This window comes from Sinorhizobium arboris LMG 14919, assembly GCF_000427465.1.
Taxonomy (GTDB): domain Bacteria; phylum Pseudomonadota; class Alphaproteobacteria; order Rhizobiales; family Rhizobiaceae; genus Sinorhizobium; species Sinorhizobium arboris.
The window spans coordinates 59,308-80,104 of the sequence record NZ_KE386497.1 but is presented as its reverse complement, the minus strand read 5'-3'; the positions used below and the strand labels follow the sequence as shown (position 1 = coordinate 80,104).

The window sequence follows — 20,797 nt, the reverse complement described above, 5'->3', positions numbered from 1 at the left end:
GAGACGGTTGCGGCAATATTAGAATGTCCGCACTAGCGTAACGCAGAAATCGCACTTTGATTTCCGCACAAGCGCCTGGATTTGCGACTAATACCGGACCGATTGACATAGCGCAAAGACAAGAGGAAAGCGCGCCCGCTAGTGTGATGCTGATGTGAGCATGGGACACCAGCCTTTGCAGACTCCAATCCTGGAAAAGTATTGCGACGCCCGCCTGCCTTGGTACACCATTTACCCGACGGTACCGGAATTCTCCGCATCGGTGGGCGTCAAGGCTTGTGAGAACTGGCTGAGGAGCTTGCCGACCAACGAGTCGGTGTCGCTCTATCTCCACGTGCCGTTCTGCCGCTCGATCTGTTGGTACTGCGGCTTCCCTACCACCAGCACTCGCCGGGAGGCGCCGGTCCTCAATTACTTAGCGGTGCTGCGTGAGGAGATCCGTTTGGTCGCAGAGCAAGCTCCCCAAGCGTTGCTCGTGAGTGACGTGCATTTTGGCGGCGGAACGCCGAACCTTATCGGGCCAGCGGAGTTCCTCGCGCTGATAGAAGTCCTGCGTCGCCGCTTCGCATTCACGAAAACCGCTACGGTAGCGGTTGAGATCGACCCGCGCACATTCACGATGGAGATGGCCGAAGCCTTGGGAAAAGCCGGTGTGACCCGCGCGAGTCTTGGCGTGCAGAGCTTCGATCCTGTTGTTCAAGTAGCGGTCAACCGGGTTCAGACTGAGGCGCAGATCGCGGCTGCCCTCGAAAATCTGCGCCAGCATGGAACAAGTCGCGTCAACTTCGACCTCATGTACGGTCTCACTCATCAGACGGTGGAGTCGTGCGTTGAGACCGCGTCGACGGCGGTGGCCATGCGCCCTGATCGGCTTGCGGTTTTTGGTTACGCGCACATTCCTTCGTTCAAAAGAAATCAGCGCCGTATCGAAGAGCCAGCACTGCCGGACATCGCTGCTCGTGCCGAACAGGCTGCGGCCGTGGCCAAGACGCTGGTTGCCGCCGGCTACCGAGAGATCGGGCTCGACCATTTCGCCCTACCGGACGACGAACTCGCGGTGGCGCAGAAAGCCGGGCGCCTGCGGCGTAACTCCTTGGGTTACTCGGCCGACACCTGTAAAACGCTGATCGGCTTCGGCGCCTCCGCCATCGGCCGTCTCGGCGACGGCTACGTCCAGAACGAGGTTGCAACCGGCTCCTACACTCGACAGATCGGAGTTGGCCACCTCGCGACGTCAAAGGGCCATCGTCTCACCGACGAAGACCGCGTACGAGCCGCGGTCATCGAGCGGCTCATGTGCGATTTGGAGGCGGACGTGCCGGCAATCTGCGCCGCCCACGGATTTGACCCTATTCCGATCCTCGATTCAGCTGAACGCTTGGCGATACTGGCCAGTGACGAGATAGTAGACATCGAAAAAGGTATTGTTCGCGTGAGGCAAGAGCACCGCTTCATACTCCGCGCTGTTGCTGCCGCATTTGATGCTTATCTCGCCGCTCGCCTTGGCTAGCACAACCAGGGAAGCGAGAGCGGAACCTTTGATGCGCAAGGCCCTGACTTCAGGTACACGCTGCCCACACGGGCGCCAAAGCGCTGCCTCGACCGCATTCCGCCCGTGTTTGGCCGAGCGAACGGGGTCGGCATCGACCCGCACTGGAGCGCTCCGCGGAAGCGAGACCCCCAGAGGCGAGAGGCGGCCTCACGCCACCCTGCTATGCACGCGACGCGTCTGCTCCAGATAGGCGTCGAAGGCTGCCGCCACGGCGCGGATCAGGAAATGTCGTTCCTCACGAAGGCGGATCACGCCGCCCTCGCGTTGTAGGACGCCATCCCTCTCGAGCATGGCGAGGCTCTCATTGTCATCAAGCACAATGCCGGATTCGAAACCGTGCGCGGCGGCAATAGCCGAAACGTCGGCGGAAAAGTCGCACATCAGCCGCTCAATGATGGCTGCCCGCAGCCGGTCCTCCTCCGTCAAACGATAACCTTTCACTGTGGCGAGATGGCCGCGTGCAACCGTTTGTGCATAGAGGCGGGGCGCCACCTCGTTTTGAACATAGCCCTCCGACGTCCGGCCGATCGCCGATGCACCAAAGCCTATCAGAGCTTCACAGGCATCGGTCGTGTAGCCCTGGAAACTGCGATGCAATTTCCCTGTGGCCTGAGCGACGGCGAGGCTGTCATCCGCTTTGGCGAAGTGATCGAAGCCGATGCGGCGGTAGCCTGCCGCCATTAGGGTTTCGGCGATTGCCTCCGCCTGCGCGATACGGCCTTCCGCATCGGCAAGTGCGGCCTCGTCAATCAGCTTCTGGTGTTTCTTAAAGAATGGGACATGTCCGTAGCCAAAGACGGCGAAGCGGTTGGGGCCCATGGTGATAGCCGCTTCGGCCGTCTCGACACAAGATTGTACCGTCTGGTGCGGCAGGCCGTAGATGAGATCCAAGTTGATGCTGCCGACGCCCGCCGCCCGCAGCTTTGCAACGGCCTCCGCCGTCCGTTCCTCAGTTTGGATCCGATTGATGGCCTTCTGCACGAGCGGATCGAGGCTCTGAACGCCGAGGCTGGCGCGGTTCACGCCTGCTTCGCCAAGAGCTATCACCATCTCCTCTTGGAGCGTACGCGGGTCGATTTCCACGGCGATCTCCGCGGCAATCGCGAAGTCGAAACGGTCACGTAGAAGTTGGAAGAGCTCCAGAAATTTCCGTGGCCGGATGATTGTCGGCGTCCCCCCTCCAAAATGCACGTGATCGACGCTGAGCCGTTTCTTCGCCGCCGCAGAGACCAGGCACACCTCCTCACGCAGCGCTGCCAAGTAGTCGAGGATCGGTTCGTCGCGCTTGGTTATCGTTGTATGACAGCCGCAATACCAGCACATCGATCTGCAGAACGGGATATGCAGATAGAGCGATACTGGCTTCTCCGCAGAAAGGGATTCGAGCCAGTCGCCGTAGGTGTCGGCACTGATCGCGGACGAAAAGTGGGGAGCCGTCGGATAGCTTGTATAGCGGGGCAGCATTGCCTCGCGGTATTTTGCGAGAAGATCTGGTTGCATGGGCGTCCTTGTGGTTCCAGGAAGGCACCGTTCGGCTGCCATCCTAGAGAGGCATCGGCCGCCACTCTTTGAGCAATGTCAAAGACACGCAGAAAGGCTGCTCCCGTTTCGTCGCGGGCGAGCCGCCATTCTTCACGGTGGCTAGCAACGACTATTGGCGAATCGACGAGCTGGAACTGAGGGCCTGTGACAAAACCTCACGTCTGCGATCTGCGCGAGTTAGTTCAATGACAGTTGGCTAGGTGGGGACGACCATCCTCCAAATACCGCATTCAAAAACGCGGGCTTCACCCGATTGTTTGATAAGGATCAAAGTGACCGCGTCGTCTCTACTGTACCTCCTTGCATCGCGAGCCAAGCCGGCTCTGAAACCAAAGGAGAATTTCCGTGGGCACATTTGCGAAAGCCGCTGTCGCTGCCGCCACCCTTGCCGTTTTTGCCAGCACCGCAAACGCAGCCGAGTTCGAGGTTCACATGCTCAACAAGGGCATCGAGGGCCCGATGGTGTTTGAGCCGGCATTCGTCAAGGTGAAGCCCGGCGACAGCGTTACCTTTATCCCAAATGACAAGGGGCATAACGTCGAGACGATCAAGGGCATGATCCCAGACGGCGCCAGCCCTTTCAAAAGCAAGCCGAACGAGACTTATAAGGTCACGTTCGATGTCCCCGGCCTTTACGCCGTCAAATGCGCGCCGCATGTGGGCATGGGCATGGTCGGCGTTGTGATTGTGGGCGATGCACCTGCCAATGTCGAAAAGGTGAAGGCCGGCAAGCTGCCGAAAAAGGCAGTGGAGCGCCTTCATGCCGCTATCGCGGCTGCCATCCAGGAATAATTGGGAAACTGGCAGATGACGGGTCGGTCCCGCTGGTTTGCTTGGCGTCTCGCTTTTTGGTGTTCGAGCTGCGCTCGACTTTTAAAGAAGGGGCATTCGGCACGTGGCCGATCTTGCCGGAGGGAGCGTTGTTGTCTAGGGCTTGTTCTCGTCCGGACCTGCCAGCTCATCCTCGACTGTCCGTCTCCTTGCGCATGGAGAGCGGAATAGGCAGACCATATCCATTTCTCCTGCGCCCCCCACGCACGACTTCTCCAACGGCCGGGTGCAGCTTGAAGACTCTGTCCCGAGCGCCTCTTCGAGAGGCATCGAGGAGGGGATCGTCGCTTGGCTCGATTTAGTCCTCAGATCACGCCGTCGGAGGCCACGAGATCATGGGACGATTTGTTCCAGTCTGGCCGGATGGCTGACCGGCACCAACCTGGGTTATAGAGGGAGCGACAATTTGCGATTGGCGCACGACGGCTATTCGTTCCTGCAGTGGATTAGGGAATGCAATCAAAGGGCATCGTCGAAGGGACGCGGCTGGCGCGGTCGCTCATCAGATGGCAATTCGAGCGCGCTTCCGCCTACATTCTCGCGACTGCGGCGGTGTTGAGTGTTGTTGCGTTGAGAGTGGCGTCGTGGGAGTTCTTGGGTGGGACCGCCATGCTCCTATCCTTCACCCCGCCGATTCTCCTCGTCGCCATAGGAGGTGGGCCGGGCCCGGTCACCTTCGCAGCCGGGCTGTCGCTTGCCGCAGCAATCACTCTTCGGCAGTTTGAGAACGCCCCCGGTATGAGCGCGGTCGAGTTGGTCTTCTTCGCTGTAGCGACGCTTCTGATCATCGCATTAGCGGAACTGCTTGCGGCAGTGAGGCGGGCGCTGGACAGCACGGAGGACGTCGTAAAGGCCCGCGATGCGCATCTAAGATCCATATTGGATACAGTGCCGGACGCCACAGTGGTGAGTGCCACCGATGGCACTATCGTCTCCTTCAACGCCGCGGCGGTCCGACAGTTTGGCTATGCGGAGGAAGAGGTCATTGGCGAGAACCTGCGCATATTGATGCCTGAACCCTATCGACACGACCATGATGGGTACATGCGGCGTTACCTCAGAACCGGCGAAAAGCGCATCATCGGTATTGATCGCGTCGTGTCCGGGCGGCGTAAAGACGGCTCGACGTTTCCGATGAAGCTCGCAGTCGGGGAGATGCAGTCTGGTGGTGAGCGATTTTTCACGGGCTTCATCCGAGACCTGACGGAGCGGGAGGAGTCCGCCGCCAGGCTCGAGCAAATCCAGGCTGAACTGGCGCGGCTTGCCCGTCTCAACGAGATGGGCGAGATGGCCTCGACACTTGCGCACGAACTGAACCAGCCGTTATCAGCGATCGCCAACTACTCGCATGGCTGTACGCGGCTGCTGCGTGACATAGACGATACCGTCGCAACACGAATGCGCGAAGCGCTCGAGGAGGTGGCGAGCCAGTCACTGCGGGCCGGCCAGATCATCAAACATCTCAGGGAATTCGTAACGAAGGGCGAGACGGAAAAGGCCCCTGAAGACATTCGCAAACTGGTGGAGGAGGCCGCGGCGCTTGCGTTGGTCGGGTCGCGGGAGCAAGGGGTTCGGACCGTATTTGAGTATTTGCCCGGTGCCGAGATGGTAATGGTCGACCGGATCCAGATCCAACAGATCCTCATCAATCTCATGCGCAACGCGATCGAGGCGATGCGCTACGTGGAGCGCCGAGAGCTGACGATCCGCACGATGCCGGCCGATCCGGGCGAGATATCCGTTGTCATTGAGGACACCGGCGGAGGAATTCCCGAGGAAATCGCCGGTCAGCTCTTCAAGCCATTCGTCACTACCAAGGCAAGCGGAATGGGTATCGGACTTTCCATTTCGAAGCGGATCGTCGAAGCGCATGACGGTGAAATGACTGTCTCAAAAAATGCGGCCGGTGGAGCTACTTTCCGATTCACGCTGCCCGCCTATGTAGATGAACGGATCCATGCCAATGACTGACTATACGGTGCACATTGTCGATGACGAAGAGGCGGTAAGGAAGTCGCTGGCCTTCATGCTGACGATGAGTGGCTTTGCGGTTAAAATGCATCCATCGGCCGAGGCCTTCCTCGCCTTCGCACCGGACGTGAGAGACGGGGTTCTCGTGACGGATCTGAGAATGCCGGAGATGTCCGGAGTGGACCTGCTCCGCAATCTCGGCGAGCGCAAGATCAAGATACCTTCAATCGTGATAACCGGTCACGGCGACGTTCCCATGGCGGTAGATGCCATGAAAGCGGGGGCCGTGGATTTCATCGAGAAGCCTTTCGAGGACTCCGTGATCATCGAGGCGATCGAGAGGGCATCGGAACATTTGATGGCTTCGCAGGATGCGGACGCGCTCAGCGACATCCAGGCGAGGCTCGAGACGCTGAGCGAGAGAGAACGCCAGGTGCTCTCGGCGGTGGTAGCAGGCCTTCCCAACAAGTCGATCGCCTACGACCTGGACATCAGCCCGCGCACCGTCGAGGTGCACCGCGCCAACGTGATGGCCAAGATGAGGGCGAAGAGCCTTCCCCATCTCGTTCGAATGGCTCTCGCCTCAGGTTTCGGTCCCTCCTGATTTTGCCGAATTGATCTCGCGCAATGCGTCGCATTGCCGCAAGCGGTCTAATGCCGGCTCACCGCGGGCAGACGCACGTCAGATGAGCGGGATCCAAATTGTTGGCTGGAAGAAGCATAGTCGTCGTTGCAGCGGATCAAGGCCTCCGGCGGTCCGTGGCATTCGCGCTGGAAGTCGAAGGATACTCGACCGAGTCCTACGACACCGTGAAGAAGGCCGAAGAATCTTCCCGTGGCGCTCTGTGCGCGATCCTCGATGATGAGATACTAAGATCTGAGCCGCAGGCCGCCACGCAATTCCTCAAGAGTCTTGGAGCAAGAGCCATCCTGCTGGCCGACGGCTTGTCGGCGCTCCAGGCGTACGTCGACAACACAGTATTGACGAAGCCGTTCACCGGTCCCGACCTGCTCGGCGCGATTAACAACCTGATCGAAGCGGCTAAGTAGTTTCCCTTAGTGATCTAACCGAATTTCTCGCAGCGACGTGAATTGCCAATTTACCCCCAACCGAACAGGGGATAAGACATGTACGCCGCTGCACAAGCCTCCTTCCAACAGGCCGAACACGTAGAACGGACCCAAATTTCTGGGCCGTATCTTGTCGCTCCCTACAACGCTGGTCGCGAGATTTATGCCGAGGGCGATTTGATCGACAAGTGCTATCAGGTTTCAACTGGAGCTGTGAGTGTCTACCACCTGCTCCCGGACGGACGGCGACAGGTCGTGTCCTTTCATCTGCCGGGGGAAATGTTCGGTTTCGAAGCAGGGTCCAACCATTCTTTCTTTGCCGAAGCCATCACGGAAACGAAACTGGCCGTCTTCGGCCGCCGGCATATGCAGGAGCGTTCGCGGGAGCTTCTCGCCCTGGCCCTGACCGGGATGGCGCGGGCTCAGCAGCATCTTCTGGTGATCGGCAGGCAATGTGCCGTGGAGCGGGTTGCCGCATTCCTGATGGATCTTTGCGAACGACAGGGAGGAGGCAGGCAGCTGCGCTTGCCCATGTCGCGGCAGGATATTGCCGACTATCTCGGCCTCACGACCGAAACCGTGTCGCGCGTGGTGACCAAACTGAAGGGTCGCAGCGTCATCGCGCTCAGGGACGCAAGGACGATCGACATCGTGAAACCCGACGCACTCCGTTCGCTTTGCAACTGAGCTGGCCGGGGCCGCGCAGCAGGCCCCTCTGGTTCTCTGCCGCGTCCAACGGTGCGTGGTTCAACGGGAGGAGGGAAGAGCCATGTTTGTGAGGGGAAGTCTCGAGAGGAATACCAAGGGAAGTCGCTACCGGCGATCTCGCGCGGTTAGCAGGGACGGCCAGCCTCTAAATTGTTCCAATCACCTACCGTGCACTCGGCAATAGCCTTTCGTGTTTTTCCACGCCCAGCTAAAGATCGATTGGATGGCAGCAACCCCAAGATGTCGCTCCAGATCGATGAATTTGCCGGCAATCGCCAATGGAAGAGCGTGGTTGCGACCCGACGATGTCGCCAACTGCCCGCGGCGGACGGCCGTCACGAAGAACGCATTCACGCCTGGTCCTGCTTGAACCCAGCTGGTGGGAACCAGGGGGGCCACTGTACCGCCAGAGATCTCAGGAGCGTCTGCGCACCTTCTTCTGCGGCGAGATAGACGAGATGACGGGCCGGGCAGCCGCCGAGGGTGAGTTTAGTCTCCGCCCAAGAAGCCCGGGTTCAGGCAATCCCAAGGAAAACTATACAATGCTCTCCGCCCCCGGGATTGCACCATTTCATCGGCTGGGAGCTTGCAGGGGCAGACGAAGGGTGGCCGGCTGACGCTGCCACGCGTCTTCGCAACTTCTTGATGCCTGAATTTCCCGTAACCGCGCTGTGACCAGGGTAAAAGGTGAGGCTGCCGCCATCATGCCTTGACGCCTTGCTGCCCGCCTACGTTGTCAGCTCCCGAGATATGCATGGCGAGCACTTGATTTGAATCAAAGTGCCCAGCACTCGACTCTGACAATTCTCGGGGAGACCTCCGTGGCATACGTGCGAAGGCGTGTGCCAGTCAGCGATCAGAGAAGAGTGAGGCCTAGCCATGAAACATACAGTCGAGATCGTCGTGCTTGCGATCGGCGCCTTCCTGGCGCTGGCCGGAGCCGGCTTTGCCCAGGACCGCCTGTTCGGCGCGCATATGTGGGTGCTGTTCTTCGTTCTGCTCACCGGCACCTTGATGCTCATGCGCCGCGTTGATTTCCGTCCGGCTGTCGCGGGTCATCCGAGCCGTCAGACCGAATATTTCGACGAGGTCGTGAAATACGGCGTCATCGCGACTGTGTTCTGGGGCGTGGTCGGCTTTCTCGTCGGCGTCATCGTCGCCCTGCAACTCGCCTTTCCCGATCTAAATGTCCAGCCCTGGTTCAACTTCGGCCGCATGCGTCCACTCCACACATCCGCCGTCATCTTTGCATTCGGCGGCAACGCACTGATCGCGACATCCTTCTATGTGGTCCAGCGCACCAGCCGCGCGCGTCTTTTCGGCGGCGATCTCGGCTGGTTCGTTTTCTGGGGCTATCAGCTCTTCATCGTCCTTGCAGCGACCGGGTACCTGCTCGGCATTACGCAGGCGCGTGAATACGCGGAACCGGAGTGGTACGTCGACCTTTGGCTGACGATCGTATGGGTCGCCTATCTATTGACGTTCCTCGGGACGATCCTGAAGCGCAAGGAACCGCATATCTATGTGGCCAACTGGTTCTATGTCGCATTCATTGTCACGATCGCCATGCTGCACATCGTCAACAACCTGGCGGTGCCGGTGTCGTTCCTCGGCTCGAAGAGCTATTCGGCCTTCTCAGGCGTGCAGGATGCGCTGACGCAGTGGTGGTACGGCCACAACGCCGTCGGCTTCTTCCTCACCGCCGGCTTCCTGGCAATGATGTATTACTTCATCCCCAAGCAGGTGAACCGCCCCGTCTATTCCTACCGCCTGTCGATCATCCACTTCTGGGCGCTGATCTTCATGTATATCTGGGCGGGTCCTCACCACCTGCACTATACGGCGCTTCCCGACTGGGCGCAGACGCTCGGCATGGTCTTCTCCGTCATGCTCTGGATGCCTTCGTGGGGCGGCATGATCAACGGTTTGATGACGCTGTCGGGCGCCTGGGACAAGATCCGCACGGACCCGGTCGTCCGCATGATGGTCATGGCCGTCGCCTTCTACGGCATGGCGACCTTCGAAGGGCCGATGATGTCGATCAAGACCGTCAATTCGCTCAGCCACTACACCGACTGGACGATCGGTCATGTGCACTCCGGCGCGCTCGGCTGGAACGGCCTCATCACCTTCGGCGCCATCTATTATCTGGTGCCCAAACTCTGGCACCGCAACCGGCTATACAGCTTGCAGCTGGTCAACTGGCACTTCTGGCTCGCGACCCTCGGGATCGTCGTCTACGCCGCAGCCATGTGGGTGGCCGGCATCCAGCAGGGACTGATGTGGCGCGAATACGACGACCAGGGATTCCTCGTCTACTCCTTCGCGGAGTCGGTCGCGGCGATGTTCCCCTACTACGTCATGCGTGCCGCTGGCGGCGGCCTATTCCTCACCGGAGCACTCATCATGGCCTTCAACGTGACAATGACCATCCTGGGGCGCGTGCGCAAGGAAGCGGCAGCTTTCGATGCTCAACCGCTGTCAGCCGCGGAATAGGAGGCCAGATCATGTCCATTCTCGATAAACACGCACTACTTGAACGCAATGCCACGCTGCTCCTTGTCGGTTCGCTGCTCGTCGTTTCGATCGGCGGTATCGTGGAGATCGCTCCGCTCTTCTATCTGGAAAACACTATCGAGAAGGTCGAGGGGATGCGGCCCTATTCGCCGCTGGAGCTTGCCGGCCGCGGCATCTACATCCGTGAAGGCTGTTACGTTTGCCACAGCCAGATGATCCGGCCCTTCCGCGACGAGGTCGAACGATACGGCCACTACTCGCTGGCGGCGGAGTCGATGTACGATCACCCGTTCCAATGGGGGTCGAAGCGGACGGGGCCGGACCTTGCCCGCGTCGGCGACCGCTACTCGAACGAATGGCATGTCCAGCACATGACTGAACCGCGCTCGGTCGTGCCGGAATCGGTAATGCCGAGCTATGCCTTCCTCAAGGAGACGCCGCTCGAGGTGAAGAATGTCGCCATGAACCTCAAGGCCAACAGGTCGGTCGGCGTGCCCTATACGGACGAGATGATCGACAACGCGGCCGCGGACCTGAAGGCCCAGGCCGACCCGAATGCCGATACGTCCGGCGTTGAGGCCCGCTATCCCAAGGCCAAGCTCGGCGACTTCGACGGTGATCCGCAGAGGCTCACGGAGATGGACGCGCTCATCGCCTACCTCCAGATGCTGGGCACGCTCGTCGACTTCTCCACCTACGACGACACAACCGGATATCGCTGAGAGGAACGCACATGGAAACCTACACGGCCATGCGTCATTTCGCCGACAGTTGGGGACTGCTTGCCATGACCCTCTACTTTCTCGGCGTCGTAGTTTTCATTTTCCGGCCGGGCGCCACGAACGCCGCCGTTGAGGCCTCTGCCATCCCGCTGAAGGAGGATTGATCCATGGCGGACAAGCATAAGCACGTTGACGATATCAGCGGGGTGGAGACCACCGGGCACGAATGGGACGGGATTCGGGAACTCAACAATCCCATGCCGCGCTGGTGGGTCTACACCTTCTATGCGACCATTATCTGGGCGGTTGGATATGCAATCGCCTATCCTTCATGGCCGATGCTGACGGAGGCGACCAAGGGCGTGCTCGGCTATTCCAGCCGAGCCGAGGTCAGTGCGGAGCTTGCTGATGCAAAGGCGGTGCAGGCCGGCAACGCTGAGCGCATCGCCTCAAGCCCAATCGAGGACATCATGGCCGATCCGGAGCTGAAGCAGTTCGCAATCTCGGCCGGAGCATCCGCCTTCAAGGTGAATTGCGCGCCATGTCACGGGTCGGGCGCGGCCGGAGGCAAGGGCTTCCCGAACCTGAATGATAACGACTGGCTTTGGGGCGGAAATCCCAAGGAGATCTACCAGACGATCGCGCATGGCATCCGTTACGATGGAGACGAGGAGACACGTGTTTCAGAAATGCCTGTATTTGCCGACATGCTGACGCCCGACGAAATGCGAGCGACTGCAGCCTATGTGCTGAGTCTGACCGCGATGCCTTCGAATCCGGCACTTGTGGAACCCGGGAAGCAGCTCTTTGCCGATAATTGCGCCTCCTGCCATGGAGCGGATGCGAAGGGCAGCCGCGAACTCGGCGCGCCCAACCTCGCCGACGCCATCTGGCTGAAGGGCGAGGGCGAGCAGGCGATCACCGACCAGATGAGGTCGCCGAAACATGGCGTTATGCCAGGCTGGGTGAAGCGCGTAGGTGACCCCGTGGTCAAGGACCTTGCGATCTTCGTCCATTCGCTCGGCGGCGGCGAGTAAGAAGCATGATGCCGTTCTGGCGCCGCAAAGGCTCATCTTACATAGAGTTCTAGTGGGGACTGCCCATATGCATTATCAGCCCGCCCAAAAAGCTGGCTCCATGGAAAGGCTCGAAGCCAGGCCCATCAGTGCCGCGCGTGTAGGCCGACCGCTTTACGAGAAGCGGCGGAAGATTTTTCCCAAACGGGCGGAAGGCCGCTTCCGGCGGTTCAAGTGGCTGGTGATGCTTGTTACCTTGAGCATTTACTACTTGACCCCCTGGATTCGCTGGGATCGCAGCACGCATGCGCCGGACCAGGCCGTCCTCGTCGATTTGGCGGCACGGCGGTTTTATTTCTTCTTCATCGAGATCTGGCCGCAGGAATTCTTCTTCGTGGCGGGGCTCCTCGTTATGGCTGGCTTTGGGCTCTTCCTGGTGACCTCGGCGGTCGGCCGCGCCTGGTGCGGCTATGCCTGTCCGCAAACCGTCTGGGTCGATCTCTTCCTTGTGGTCGAGCGCTTTATTGAGGGCGACCGCCTTGCCCGAATGCGCCTCGATGCCGGCTCATGGACGTTCGACAAGGTCTGCAAGCGCGTTGCCAAGCATGCGATCTGGTTGGTGATCGGTGTTGCGACCGGCGGCGCCTGGATCTTTTACTTCGCCGACGCTCCCACGCTGATGAAGAGCTTCGTCGCACTCGAAGCTGAACCGGTCGCCTACATGACGGTCGCGACGCTCACCGCCACGACCTACATTTTCGGTGGCCACATGCGAGAGCAGGTCTGCACTTATATGTGTCCCTGGCCGCGCATCCAGGCCGCGATGTTGGATGAGAATTCCTTGGTCGTTACTTATAACGACTGGCGGGGCGAGCAACGCGCACGCCACGCGAAGAGGGCGGCAGCTCTCGGCGAGGTGGTCGGCGATTGCGTCGACTGCAATGCCTGCGTCGCGGTCTGCCCCATGGGGATCGACATCCGCGACGGTCAGCAGCTTGAATGCATCACCTGCGCGCTCTGCATCGATGCCTGCGATGGCGTCATGGACAAGCTCGGTCGCGAGCGCGGTTTGATCTCCTATGCGACGCTCAGAGACTATTCCGCCAACATGGCGCTCGCCACCAACAATGGCGCAATCCCGATCAACCCGAGGCGAGTACGCGACGGGAATGGCGTCTTCGTTCAAGGTATCAGGGTTTTCGATTGGCGGATAATCTTCCGGCGGCGCGTGATTCTCTATTTCGGGATCTGGGCACTCGTCGGTCTCGGCATGCTTTATGCGCTTGTTTCCCGCGATAGGCTCGAACTCAACGTGCTGCACGATCGCAACCCGCAATATGTCGTCGAGTCCGACGGCTCAGTGCGCAACGGCTACGTGATCAAACTCCTGAACATGATCCCGGAGCCGCGGCGGATCACTCTAAGCCTGGATGGCATGCCATCCGCCCGGGTGCGGATCGCCGGCCAGGCTCCGGGCGACGGTCAAAGCTTCTCAGTTGCCGTCGATCCGGACAAAGTCACGTCCTTCAAAATCTTCGTGACCCTGCCAAAAGAGAGCCTCGTGGAGGCCCAATCAGGCTTCTCGTTCAGAGCCGAAGACCCTTCCAGCCACGAACGCGATGTCTACCGCACCAACTTTATTCAACCCGGAACAGCAAAGTGAGCGGCTTATGATCAGGCAAGGCAGTAAACCGCCCCGATTTACCGGATGGCACATGCTGGCGGTGATGGGGCTGTTCTTCGGGACCATCATCTCCGTCAATCTCCTCATGGCCTGGAATGCCAGCCGGAGCTGGAGCGGCCTTGTCGTCGAGAACGCCTTCGTCGCCAGCCAAAAGTTCAATGTCAAGCTCGCTACGACCCGCGCCTTTGCGGCAAGCGGCATTAAGGGAGAACTCACGTCCGAGCTGGCTACCATCCGCTACGTGCTGACCCGCAAAGGCGAGCCTGAGCGGGCGGTCGATCAGGTCATCGCCGTGCTCAAACGGCCCGTCGAGGCTCATGAGGACGTTCGCATCGAGCTCGTTCGTGACGGTGAGGGTGTGTTCGTTTCGACGCAGAGGCTCAAACCGGGGCAGTGGATCGCCGACGTGACGTCCAAGGCGGGCGGAGCGCTCGTCTACCGACAGGCCATTCGTTTCATCGTGCAGGGAGAGGACCAATGAGCTGCTGTGCTGCAACAATCGGAATCGCCTCGGTAGAAGACGGTGCAGGGCAGCGGCAGACTGCGTCCGAAGAGCTGTGGCTCGCAAGCCGAGTGCTTGGGAACGGGTTGCGCCAGACGGATCTCAGCGTGCCGGGCGTTCACTGCGGTGCCTGCATAACCACCATCGAAAGCGCGCTGCGCGTGCGGCCGGAGATCGAGCGGGCGCGCGTCAATCTCTCCTCGCGCCGCGTTTCGATCGTCTGGAAAGAAGAGGTTGACGGCAGGCGCAGCGATCCCGGCGCATTCGTGCGCGCGATCGGCGAGCGGGGCTACGAGACGCATCTCTTCACGCCCGGCGAGGAAGAGGGCGATGCGGTGCTCAAGCAATTGATCCGCGCCTGTGCCGTTTCCGGCTTTGCCGCCGCGAATATCATGCTGCTCTCCGCCTCCGTCTGGTCGGGGGCGGATGCGGCGACGCGCGATCTCTTCCACTGGATTTCAGCCCTGATCGCGGGCCCGGCGCTGATCTATGCAGGCCGCTTCTTCTACCAATCCGCCTGGAACGCGCTTCGTCACGGTCGAACAAACATGGATGTGCCGATCGCGCTTGCGGTCACGCTCTCCTACGGCATGTCGCTCTACGAGACGATCGGCCATGGCGAGCATGCCTGGTTCGACGCGTCGGTGACCTTGCTATTCTTCCTGCTTACCGGCCGGACACTCGATCATATGATGCGGGGACGCGCACGTTCGGCGATCAGCGGTCTTGCGCGTCTGTCGCCACGCGGCGCGACCGTCGTCCATCCCGACGGCTCGCGCGAGTACCGCGCGATCGAGGAGATCAAGGCCGGTGAGCAGCTGATGATCGCCGCCGGCGAACGCATCCCCGTCGACGGGCGCGTGCTCTCGGGCGCCAGCGATCTCGACCGTTCCGTCGTCAATGGCGAGAGCGCGCCGGCGCCGGTTGCGGCGGGTGACGGCGTGCAGGCCGGCACCTTGAATCTCACCGGCCCGCTTCTCCTGGAGGCGACGGCGAGCGCGCGCCATTCTTTCCTGGCGGAGATCATGGGATTGATGGAAGCGGCTGAAGGGGGCAGGGCGCGCTACCGCCGCATCGCCGACCGCGCCGCCAGCTATTACTCGCCCGCCGTCCATCTGCTCGCGCTTCTGACTTTCATCGGCTGGATGCTTGTGGAGGGCGACGTTCGCCATGCCATGCTGATCGCGGTCGCCGTCCTCATCATCACCTGCCCCTGCGCGCTCGGCCTCGCCGTGCCGGTCGTGCAGGTCGTTGCCGCCGGACGGCTCTTCCAGGGCGGCGTCATGGTGAAGGACGGCTCGGCGATGGAGCGCCTGGCGGAGATCGACATGGTGCTCTTCGACAAGACCGGCACACTGACGGTTGGCGAGCCAAGGCTCGTCAATGCGCACGAGATCGCGCCCAGGGCATTGGCGATCGCCGCCGCCCTTGCCGCCCATTCGCGCCATCCGATCGCGTTGGCGCTGCAAAAGGCGAGCGCCGCCGCGCCGCCGCTCGCCGGCGACATTCGCGAAATACCGGGCGCCGGCATCGAGGCGCGAACGAAGGATGGTGTCTACCGGCTCGGCAGCCGAGTCTTCGCCTGCGGTGCCGACGGGGCGACGAACGGCCAGTCGGAGGCGATCCTGTCGCTCGACGGCCGGGAGCTTGCGTGCCTGCGCTTCGAGGACCGCCTCCGCCCTGCCGCCCGCGAGAGCATCAAGGCCCTGCACAGCCGAGGGCTCGAGACCGCCATCCTCTCCGGTGATCGCCACCCGGTGGTGGCGGAGATCGGTCGCCGGCTCGGCATCGGAACATGGCGGGCCGAGCTATCGCCGCGGGGCAAGGTCGAGGCCTGCACCGCCGCCGCCGGCAGCCACAGGGCTCTGATGGTCGGCGACGGCATCAACGACGCGCCGGCTCTCCGCGCCGCGCATGTCTCGATGGCGCCGGCTACGGCTGCCGATGTCGGACGACAGGCGGCGGATTTCGTCTTCATGCATCAACCATTGACGGCGGTTCCCTTCGCCATCGAGACGTCGCGCCGGGCGGGTCGATTGATCCGCCAGAATTTCGCGCTGGCCATCGGCTACAACCTGATCGCCGTGCCGATTGCCATCCTCGGCTACGCCACCCCGCTCGTAGCAGCGGTCGCGATGTCCACCTCCTCGCTGATCGTTGTCACCAACGCGTTGCGTCTGGCGAGCACTGCATCGACGAATGCATTTGATCGAATGGAGCCCGTTGCCTGCCCGCGGCCCTTGGGGATCGGACGATGAACACGCTTGTCTATCTCATTCCGATCGCATTAGTTCTCGGCGGCCTCGGGCTCGCCGCGTTCCTCTGGGCACTGAAGAGCGGGCAATATGAAGATCTGGACGGTGCTTCCTGGCGCGTCCTCGACGACGGTGATGGCAGGCCGCACGCCTAACGGCTCTTCACTTGTTTGACCGGCGTCAACAAGCGTTGTCCTCCGAACGGCTAGACTGATGTGACTTTTGTCGAGGCTTGTGCACATGAACACGCTGCAATTGACGTCGACGGATAGGGCCACCCTCATGCGTTCCCGCTTCTTCGCGCGGCTGCCACAGTCTACTTTCGAGGACGTTCTCAACAGTGCGTCGGCATCTGCATGCGAAGAGCGTGACGTCCTGTTCCGGCAGGACGAGGATATCGACGATGTCTTCTTCGTGCTTTCCGGGCTGGTTCGGCTTTGTCGCATGGGAAAGGACGGACGCGAAGCGGATGTAGCGTTATTCTCGGAAGGTGAGATGCTCGCAGAGACTGCAATGCTTCTAAGGCAACGGGCGACGGCGAGCGCGGTTGCTGCCAAAAGATCGGTCATCGCGCGCCTGAACGGCGGCAAGCTTCAACACCTCGCCGCGACGGATCACGAGGTTGCGCAAGCATTGATCGAGCACCTTTGCTACCGCGGAAAGATGACGGAGGATTTACTCGCAGAAGATCGCTTGCTCACCGCGACGCAACGCGTCGCGAACTTCATTCTCAGTCATTGTCCCAAGGACTCGACTAGTTTCCGCCTGCCGTTTCAGAAGAATATCCTCGCGGGCAAGCTCGGCCTCGCTCCGGAAGCCCTCTCGCGCGCCTTTTCGACGCTACGCCAGTCGGGAGTGACGGTAAGAGGTCGATTGATCGAGATCCACGATCGGCACGCGCTCGAACGATTCTGACGTGGCGGTTGACTCTGGCTGTGGGCGCTGTTGGAGTTTAAGAGCTCGGTCGACCTGCATCAATGCTGACCGACGTATGGGAGGGTAGGCATGTCTTCGGCTCTACCCTGAATTTCGTCTCCTGCAATCGTCATCATTTCTCCGCTATTCGCCTCTCGAGAAACTCCTCCACTATCAGCGCCAGCTGGGCCGGCTGGTAGCCAACCGTTTTGAGATGCAGTTCAGGACTTTGGGGCATCTCGTACGGAGATGTGATGCCGGTGAAATTGGCGATCTTTCCGGCGAGCGCCTTCTCATAAAGGCCCTTTGGATCGCGCCGCGCGCATTCCTCCAGTGGCGTGTCCACGAATATTTCAATGAACTCACCCTGGTCCATCATCTCGCGCGCCATACGCCTCTCTTCCCGGAAGGGCGAAATGAAGGATACGATTACGATCAATCCTGCATCGGCCATCAGCTTTGCCATCTCGGCGACGCGGCGGATATTCTCAACCCGATCTGCATCGGAAAAACCAAGATCGCGATTGAGGCCGTGACGCACATTGTCGCCGTCTAGCACATAAGTGTGCTTGCCACGTGCATGCAGCGATCTCTCGAGCGCATTGGCGATCGTTGACTTGCCTGATCCGGATAAACCGGTGAACCAAAGAATGGCGGGGCGTTGATGCTTGATCGCACTACGGGCCGCTTTATTCACGTCAAAACCATGCCAACGGACGTTTTTGGGACGGCGTCGCTGGGAAGCGTTCATGTCGGCGCCGACTGTCGGGTCCATCAGGACGAGTTCGTCGCTATCTTGCTCCATCTCCACACCGTTGTGCTGCCGTCGGAGGAAAAGAACGAAACGCCTTGCAAGGCGACGAGCGAATGGGATCTTTTCCAGTGAAACAGACCATAGCGGGCGTGCAGGACGTTCGTGCTGTTGCACGAATCCTGCATTCCGCCGTCGAAGATCAATGAGATAATCAGTTACCGCTGTTGTTCGAGAACCTCGGCGACCTCAAAGAATCTCGCGTAGGGCCCCCCGGCAAAATGAGCCCGCAACTCATGGAAATTCTCGACTGTTTCATTCAGTGGCCGTTGTTCCTGTCGCTCGAGTACGACGTCACCTGAAAGTCGAAGCGGAGCAACGCCTAGGAAATCACAAATCCTTGCCAGGCATCCGGCCGGATCGCCAAGAAGACCCTCGTACTCGATCGTGAGCGTGTTGCTCGACGCAAAGGAGCGCTTGACCCGAGCGTGGAAATCTTCGGTAGTCTTAAAGTAAGTCTCGCATTCACCGATCGACAGTTTCACGCGTGGTGGCGGAGCCACATCTTTGTCGGAGCTGAACTTCAGCCAGTGCCCAGACCGTCTCGCCTGTATCAACGAGCGCAGCGATTCCAATGTGTTTTTGCGAGTCAAGAGGATGACCTTGAGACCCGGCCAACGGGCAAGCTCGGGCAAAAAGCCTGGACGCTCCTCGAATTGAGGTTCGTTGATTTTGCAGCCAACGTGCGTCACCTTCTCCTCGCGTGCAGGACGGCGCAGATAGGCAAGCTCGAGCAGTTCGCGATCGCTGCGCAAAAGGCGATCCTTGTCGGGCCAATTCGGATCGTATTGATTGAGCAACTCACCGTTGCTCAAGACGCTCGGATGCTTGTTTAACAATGCTTCCAGGTAATGCGTGCCGGTCCTTGGCATCCCAAGTATTACAAATGGCTCCGGTGGCGCTGCGGGATAGGTCATAAGAAGGGCCTGCTCTCTACTGGATCGAACAGATACTGCATCACGTATCTCCTCAAATGGTGGTAAGTGGCCTCAAGGCATGAGGCGTCGACGTAACAGTGCCGCCGACAGGAAGAACGGCAATACTGTATAGATGCACAGTGCACCGATATGCAGGCCGACACTCTCGCCCGGTCGGCCAAGCAATGCCGGGCGAAGAAGATCCACTGCATGCGCAAGCGGCAGGAAGCGCCCCACCTGTTGAAAAGCGCTAGGCAGGTGCGAGACTGGAAAGACCGCGCCGCCCAGGAACAACATGGGTGTGAGGACGAGTGTCTGGTAAAAGATGAAATAGTCGTAACTGGGCGCAAGGGCCATAACGACCATCGCCAGGCTCGCGAAGGCGAAGCCAGTGAGAACGACGACTGGCAGCGCATAGAGAGCGGATGGCCATGCTGTATAGCCCAAGATGCTGGCAACAATCATGATAGCCGTGCCTGCTAGAAAAGCCTTCGTGGCGGCCCACGCCAGTTCCCCGAGAATGATGTCGCCGAGCGTGAGTTGCGTGCACAGAATTGCTTCCCAGCTCCGTTGAGAATGCATTCGACCGAATGCCGCATAAATGGTTTCGAAAGTCGCCGAGGTCATCGCGCTTGCGGCAACCATGCCGGCCGCTAGAAAAGCGATATAGGAAGCGCCGTCGACTGGACCTACCATTATTCCAAGGCCAAAGCCGAGGGCGAACAGATAGATCAAAGGATCGGCGAGATTTCCGAGTATTGCCGCAATCGCAATTTTTTTCCATGCGAGATAGTTGCGTCGCCATACGGCGATCCAATTCCACGCGTTGGCGGGCATGGCCGCCGCCCAGCCTTCAACCATTGCTCAATTCTCCATGTCGCGCCCGGTCAGCCGCAAGAACACATCCTCCAGATTCGGAGGACGCTGCAAAACGCGCAGATCCGCGCGCCCGCGCAGTTGCACGCGCACCTGTTCGGGATCGCTCGCATAGCAAAAGACAGTCTCGCCGCTCACTTCGATACGCTCCGCGTAAGGATTAATGAGCGCGCGCAGCTCTCGCGGATTGCCGCCGTAGATCTCAAGCACGGGGCATCCGATCTGCTCCTCGATCAGCGCGTGTGGGCGGCCCTCGGCAATGATGCGCCCTCCATCGAGCACGCACAGGCGGTCACATAGCCGTTCAGCCTCTTCCATAAAGTGGGTCGTCAAAATTATTGTCTTGCCGCGCGCGAGCAGTAGGCGCAATCGCTCCCAGATCAGATGGCGCGCATGCGGATCGAGGCCGGTGGTCGGCTCGTCCAATACAAGCAGCTGCGGGTCGTTGATCAGCGCACGCGCAAGCGTCAGGCGCCGCTTCATCCCGCCCGACAGTGTATTGACGCGCGCATCCGCCTTGCTCTCAAGTCGGGCGAACTCAAGCAGCGGCGGGATAGCAACTTCGATCTCGCTTCGGCTCATGCCGAAGTAGCGCCCGAACACCAACAGGTTCTCGCGCACCGTGAATGTGTGCTCCAAATTGTCGAACTGCGGGACCACCCCGATGCGCCCGCGCGCTAACCGAGCGCGTGCTGGTACGGGCATGCCGAGTACGGTGATCTTACCGGCGTCAGGTGGTGCCATGCCGAGAAGCATACGCGTAATCGTGCTTTTGCCTGCACCGTTCGGTCCCAGCAGGCCGAAACACTCCCCCGCCGCAACAGTGAACGACAGCCCGTCAACAACGACCTTGTCGTCATAACTCTTGCTTACGCCGGTAAGATCGATTGCTATATTGGACATACGT

The 20,797-nt window shown here is 60.2% G+C and carries 19 protein-coding genes and 1 pseudogene; 15 read left to right on the top strand and 5 right to left on the bottom strand.

Going from position 1 to position 20,797, the window contains the following annotated elements; all coding sequences use genetic code 11:
- The first annotated feature begins 160 nt into the window (after positions 1-160).
- Entirely contained in the window at positions 161-1,510 is a 1,350-nt protein-coding gene (hemN, locus tag SINAR_RS0129235) for an oxygen-independent coproporphyrinogen III oxidase (RefSeq protein WP_150852037.1), read from the top strand.
- Positions 1,511-1,699: 189 nt separating this feature from the next.
- On the opposite strand, the gene hemN (SINAR_RS0129230) is transcribed toward hemN (SINAR_RS0129235), so the two are convergent.
- Positions 1,700-3,052 (bottom strand): oxygen-independent coproporphyrinogen III oxidase, encoded by a 1,353-nt coding sequence (gene hemN, locus SINAR_RS0129230; RefSeq protein WP_028002382.1) that lies wholly within the window; start codon positions 3,050-3,052, stop codon positions 1,700-1,702.
- A gap of 474 nt (positions 3,053-3,526) precedes the next feature.
- Here hemN (SINAR_RS0129230) and SINAR_RS0129225 point away from each other — a divergent pair, with 474 nt between their 5' ends.
- The 14 genes from SINAR_RS0129225 (at position 3,527) to SINAR_RS0129160 (ending at position 17,286) form a co-directional block, all read left to right on the top strand.
- A complete protein-coding gene (locus SINAR_RS0129225) occupies positions 3,527-3,886 on the top strand; it encodes a pseudoazurin (RefSeq protein WP_084617856.1) in 360 nt (119 codons plus the stop codon).
- Between the two features lie 492 nt (positions 3,887-4,378).
- A complete protein-coding gene (gene fixL, locus SINAR_RS0129220; RefSeq protein ID WP_028002380.1) occupies positions 4,379-5,896 on the top strand; it encodes a PAS domain S-box protein in 1,518 nt (505 codons plus the stop codon).
- On the top strand, positions 5,889-6,500 hold the full coding sequence (gene fixJ / locus SINAR_RS0129215) for a response regulator FixJ (protein ID WP_028002379.1): 612 nt from the start codon (positions 5,889-5,891) through the stop codon (positions 6,498-6,500). Before fixL ends, fixJ begins: the two co-directional genes overlap by 8 nt.
- 98 nt (positions 6,501-6,598) lie before the next feature.
- Complete coding sequence (locus SINAR_RS0129210; RefSeq protein ID WP_028002378.1) at positions 6,599-6,946, top strand: response regulator transcription factor; 348 nt, start codon at positions 6,599-6,601, stop codon at positions 6,944-6,946.
- Between the two features lie 78 nt (positions 6,947-7,024).
- On the top strand, positions 7,025-7,654 hold the full coding sequence (locus SINAR_RS0129205; protein WP_028002377.1) for a helix-turn-helix domain-containing protein: 630 nt from the start codon (positions 7,025-7,027) through the stop codon (positions 7,652-7,654).
- 900 nt (positions 7,655-8,554) lie between these two features.
- Positions 8,555-10,171 carry a cytochrome-c oxidase, cbb3-type subunit I gene (gene ccoN / locus SINAR_RS0129200; RefSeq protein WP_028002376.1) on the top strand — a complete coding sequence of 539 codons (1,617 nt, stop codon included), beginning with the start codon at positions 8,555-8,557 and terminating at the stop codon, positions 10,169-10,171.
- A gap of 11 nt (positions 10,172-10,182) precedes the next feature.
- Positions 10,183-10,914, top strand: a complete 732-nt coding sequence (gene ccoO, locus SINAR_RS0129195) for a cytochrome-c oxidase, cbb3-type subunit II (protein WP_028002375.1) — start codon at positions 10,183-10,185, stop codon at positions 10,912-10,914.
- An 11-nt stretch (positions 10,915-10,925) separates the two neighbouring features.
- Positions 10,926-11,078: a CcoQ/FixQ family Cbb3-type cytochrome c oxidase assembly chaperone gene (locus SINAR_RS0129190; RefSeq protein ID WP_028002374.1), complete on the top strand. Its 153-nt coding sequence runs from the start codon at positions 10,926-10,928 to the stop codon at positions 11,076-11,078.
- A gap of 3 nt (positions 11,079-11,081) precedes the next feature.
- Positions 11,082-11,951: a cytochrome-c oxidase, cbb3-type subunit III gene (gene ccoP / locus SINAR_RS0129185; protein WP_028002373.1), complete on the top strand. Its 870-nt coding sequence runs from the start codon at positions 11,082-11,084 to the stop codon at positions 11,949-11,951.
- A 67-nt stretch (positions 11,952-12,018) separates the two neighbouring features.
- Positions 12,019-13,593: a cytochrome c oxidase accessory protein CcoG gene (gene ccoG, locus SINAR_RS0129180; RefSeq protein ID WP_028002372.1), complete on the top strand. Its 1,575-nt coding sequence runs from the start codon at positions 12,019-12,021 to the stop codon at positions 13,591-13,593.
- Between the two features lie 7 nt (positions 13,594-13,600).
- The gene (locus SINAR_RS0129175; protein ID WP_028002371.1) at positions 13,601-14,095 is read left to right on the top strand and encodes a FixH family protein; all 495 of its coding nucleotides are present in this window, start codon (positions 13,601-13,603) and stop codon (positions 14,093-14,095) included.
- The gene (locus SINAR_RS0129170; RefSeq protein WP_028002370.1) at positions 14,092-16,374 is read left to right on the top strand and encodes a cation-translocating P-type ATPase; all 2,283 of its coding nucleotides are present in this window, start codon (positions 14,092-14,094) and stop codon (positions 16,372-16,374) included. The genes SINAR_RS0129175 and SINAR_RS0129170 overlap by 4 nt, the downstream gene beginning before the upstream one ends.
- A complete protein-coding gene (ccoS, locus tag SINAR_RS0129165) occupies positions 16,371-16,526 on the top strand; it encodes a cbb3-type cytochrome oxidase assembly protein CcoS (protein ID WP_028002369.1) in 156 nt (51 codons plus the stop codon). Before SINAR_RS0129170 ends, ccoS begins: the two co-directional genes overlap by 4 nt.
- A gap of 85 nt (positions 16,527-16,611) precedes the next feature.
- Positions 16,612-17,286, top strand: coding sequence for a Crp/Fnr family transcriptional regulator (locus SINAR_RS0129160; protein ID WP_028002368.1), 675 nt, complete (start codon positions 16,612-16,614; stop codon positions 17,284-17,286).
- A gap of 133 nt (positions 17,287-17,419) precedes the next feature.
- On the opposite strand, the pseudogene nodQ reads toward SINAR_RS0129160, so the two are convergent.
- The 4 genes and pseudogenes from nodQ to nodI all read right to left on the bottom strand — a co-directional run.
- Positions 17,420-18,052 (bottom strand): annotated as a pseudogene (nodQ, locus tag SINAR_RS0129155) (bifunctional sulfate adenylyltransferase/adenylyl-sulfate kinase NodQ); the annotation flags it as partial.
- A 203-nt stretch (positions 18,053-18,255) separates the two neighbouring features.
- Positions 18,256-19,014 carry a sulfotransferase gene (locus SINAR_RS0129145; protein ID WP_028002365.1) on the bottom strand — a complete coding sequence of 253 codons (759 nt, stop codon included), beginning with the start codon at positions 19,012-19,014 and terminating at the stop codon, positions 18,256-18,258.
- A gap of 72 nt (positions 19,015-19,086) precedes the next feature.
- Entirely contained in the window at positions 19,087-19,875 is a 789-nt protein-coding gene (locus tag SINAR_RS0129140) for an ABC transporter permease (protein ID WP_028002364.1), read from the bottom strand.
- A 3-nt stretch (positions 19,876-19,878) separates the two neighbouring features.
- Positions 19,879-20,793 (bottom strand): nodulation factor ABC transporter ATP-binding protein NodI, encoded by a 915-nt coding sequence (gene nodI / locus SINAR_RS0129135; protein ID WP_028002363.1) that lies wholly within the window; start codon positions 20,791-20,793, stop codon positions 19,879-19,881.
- Positions 20,794-20,797: the final 4 nt, after the last annotated feature.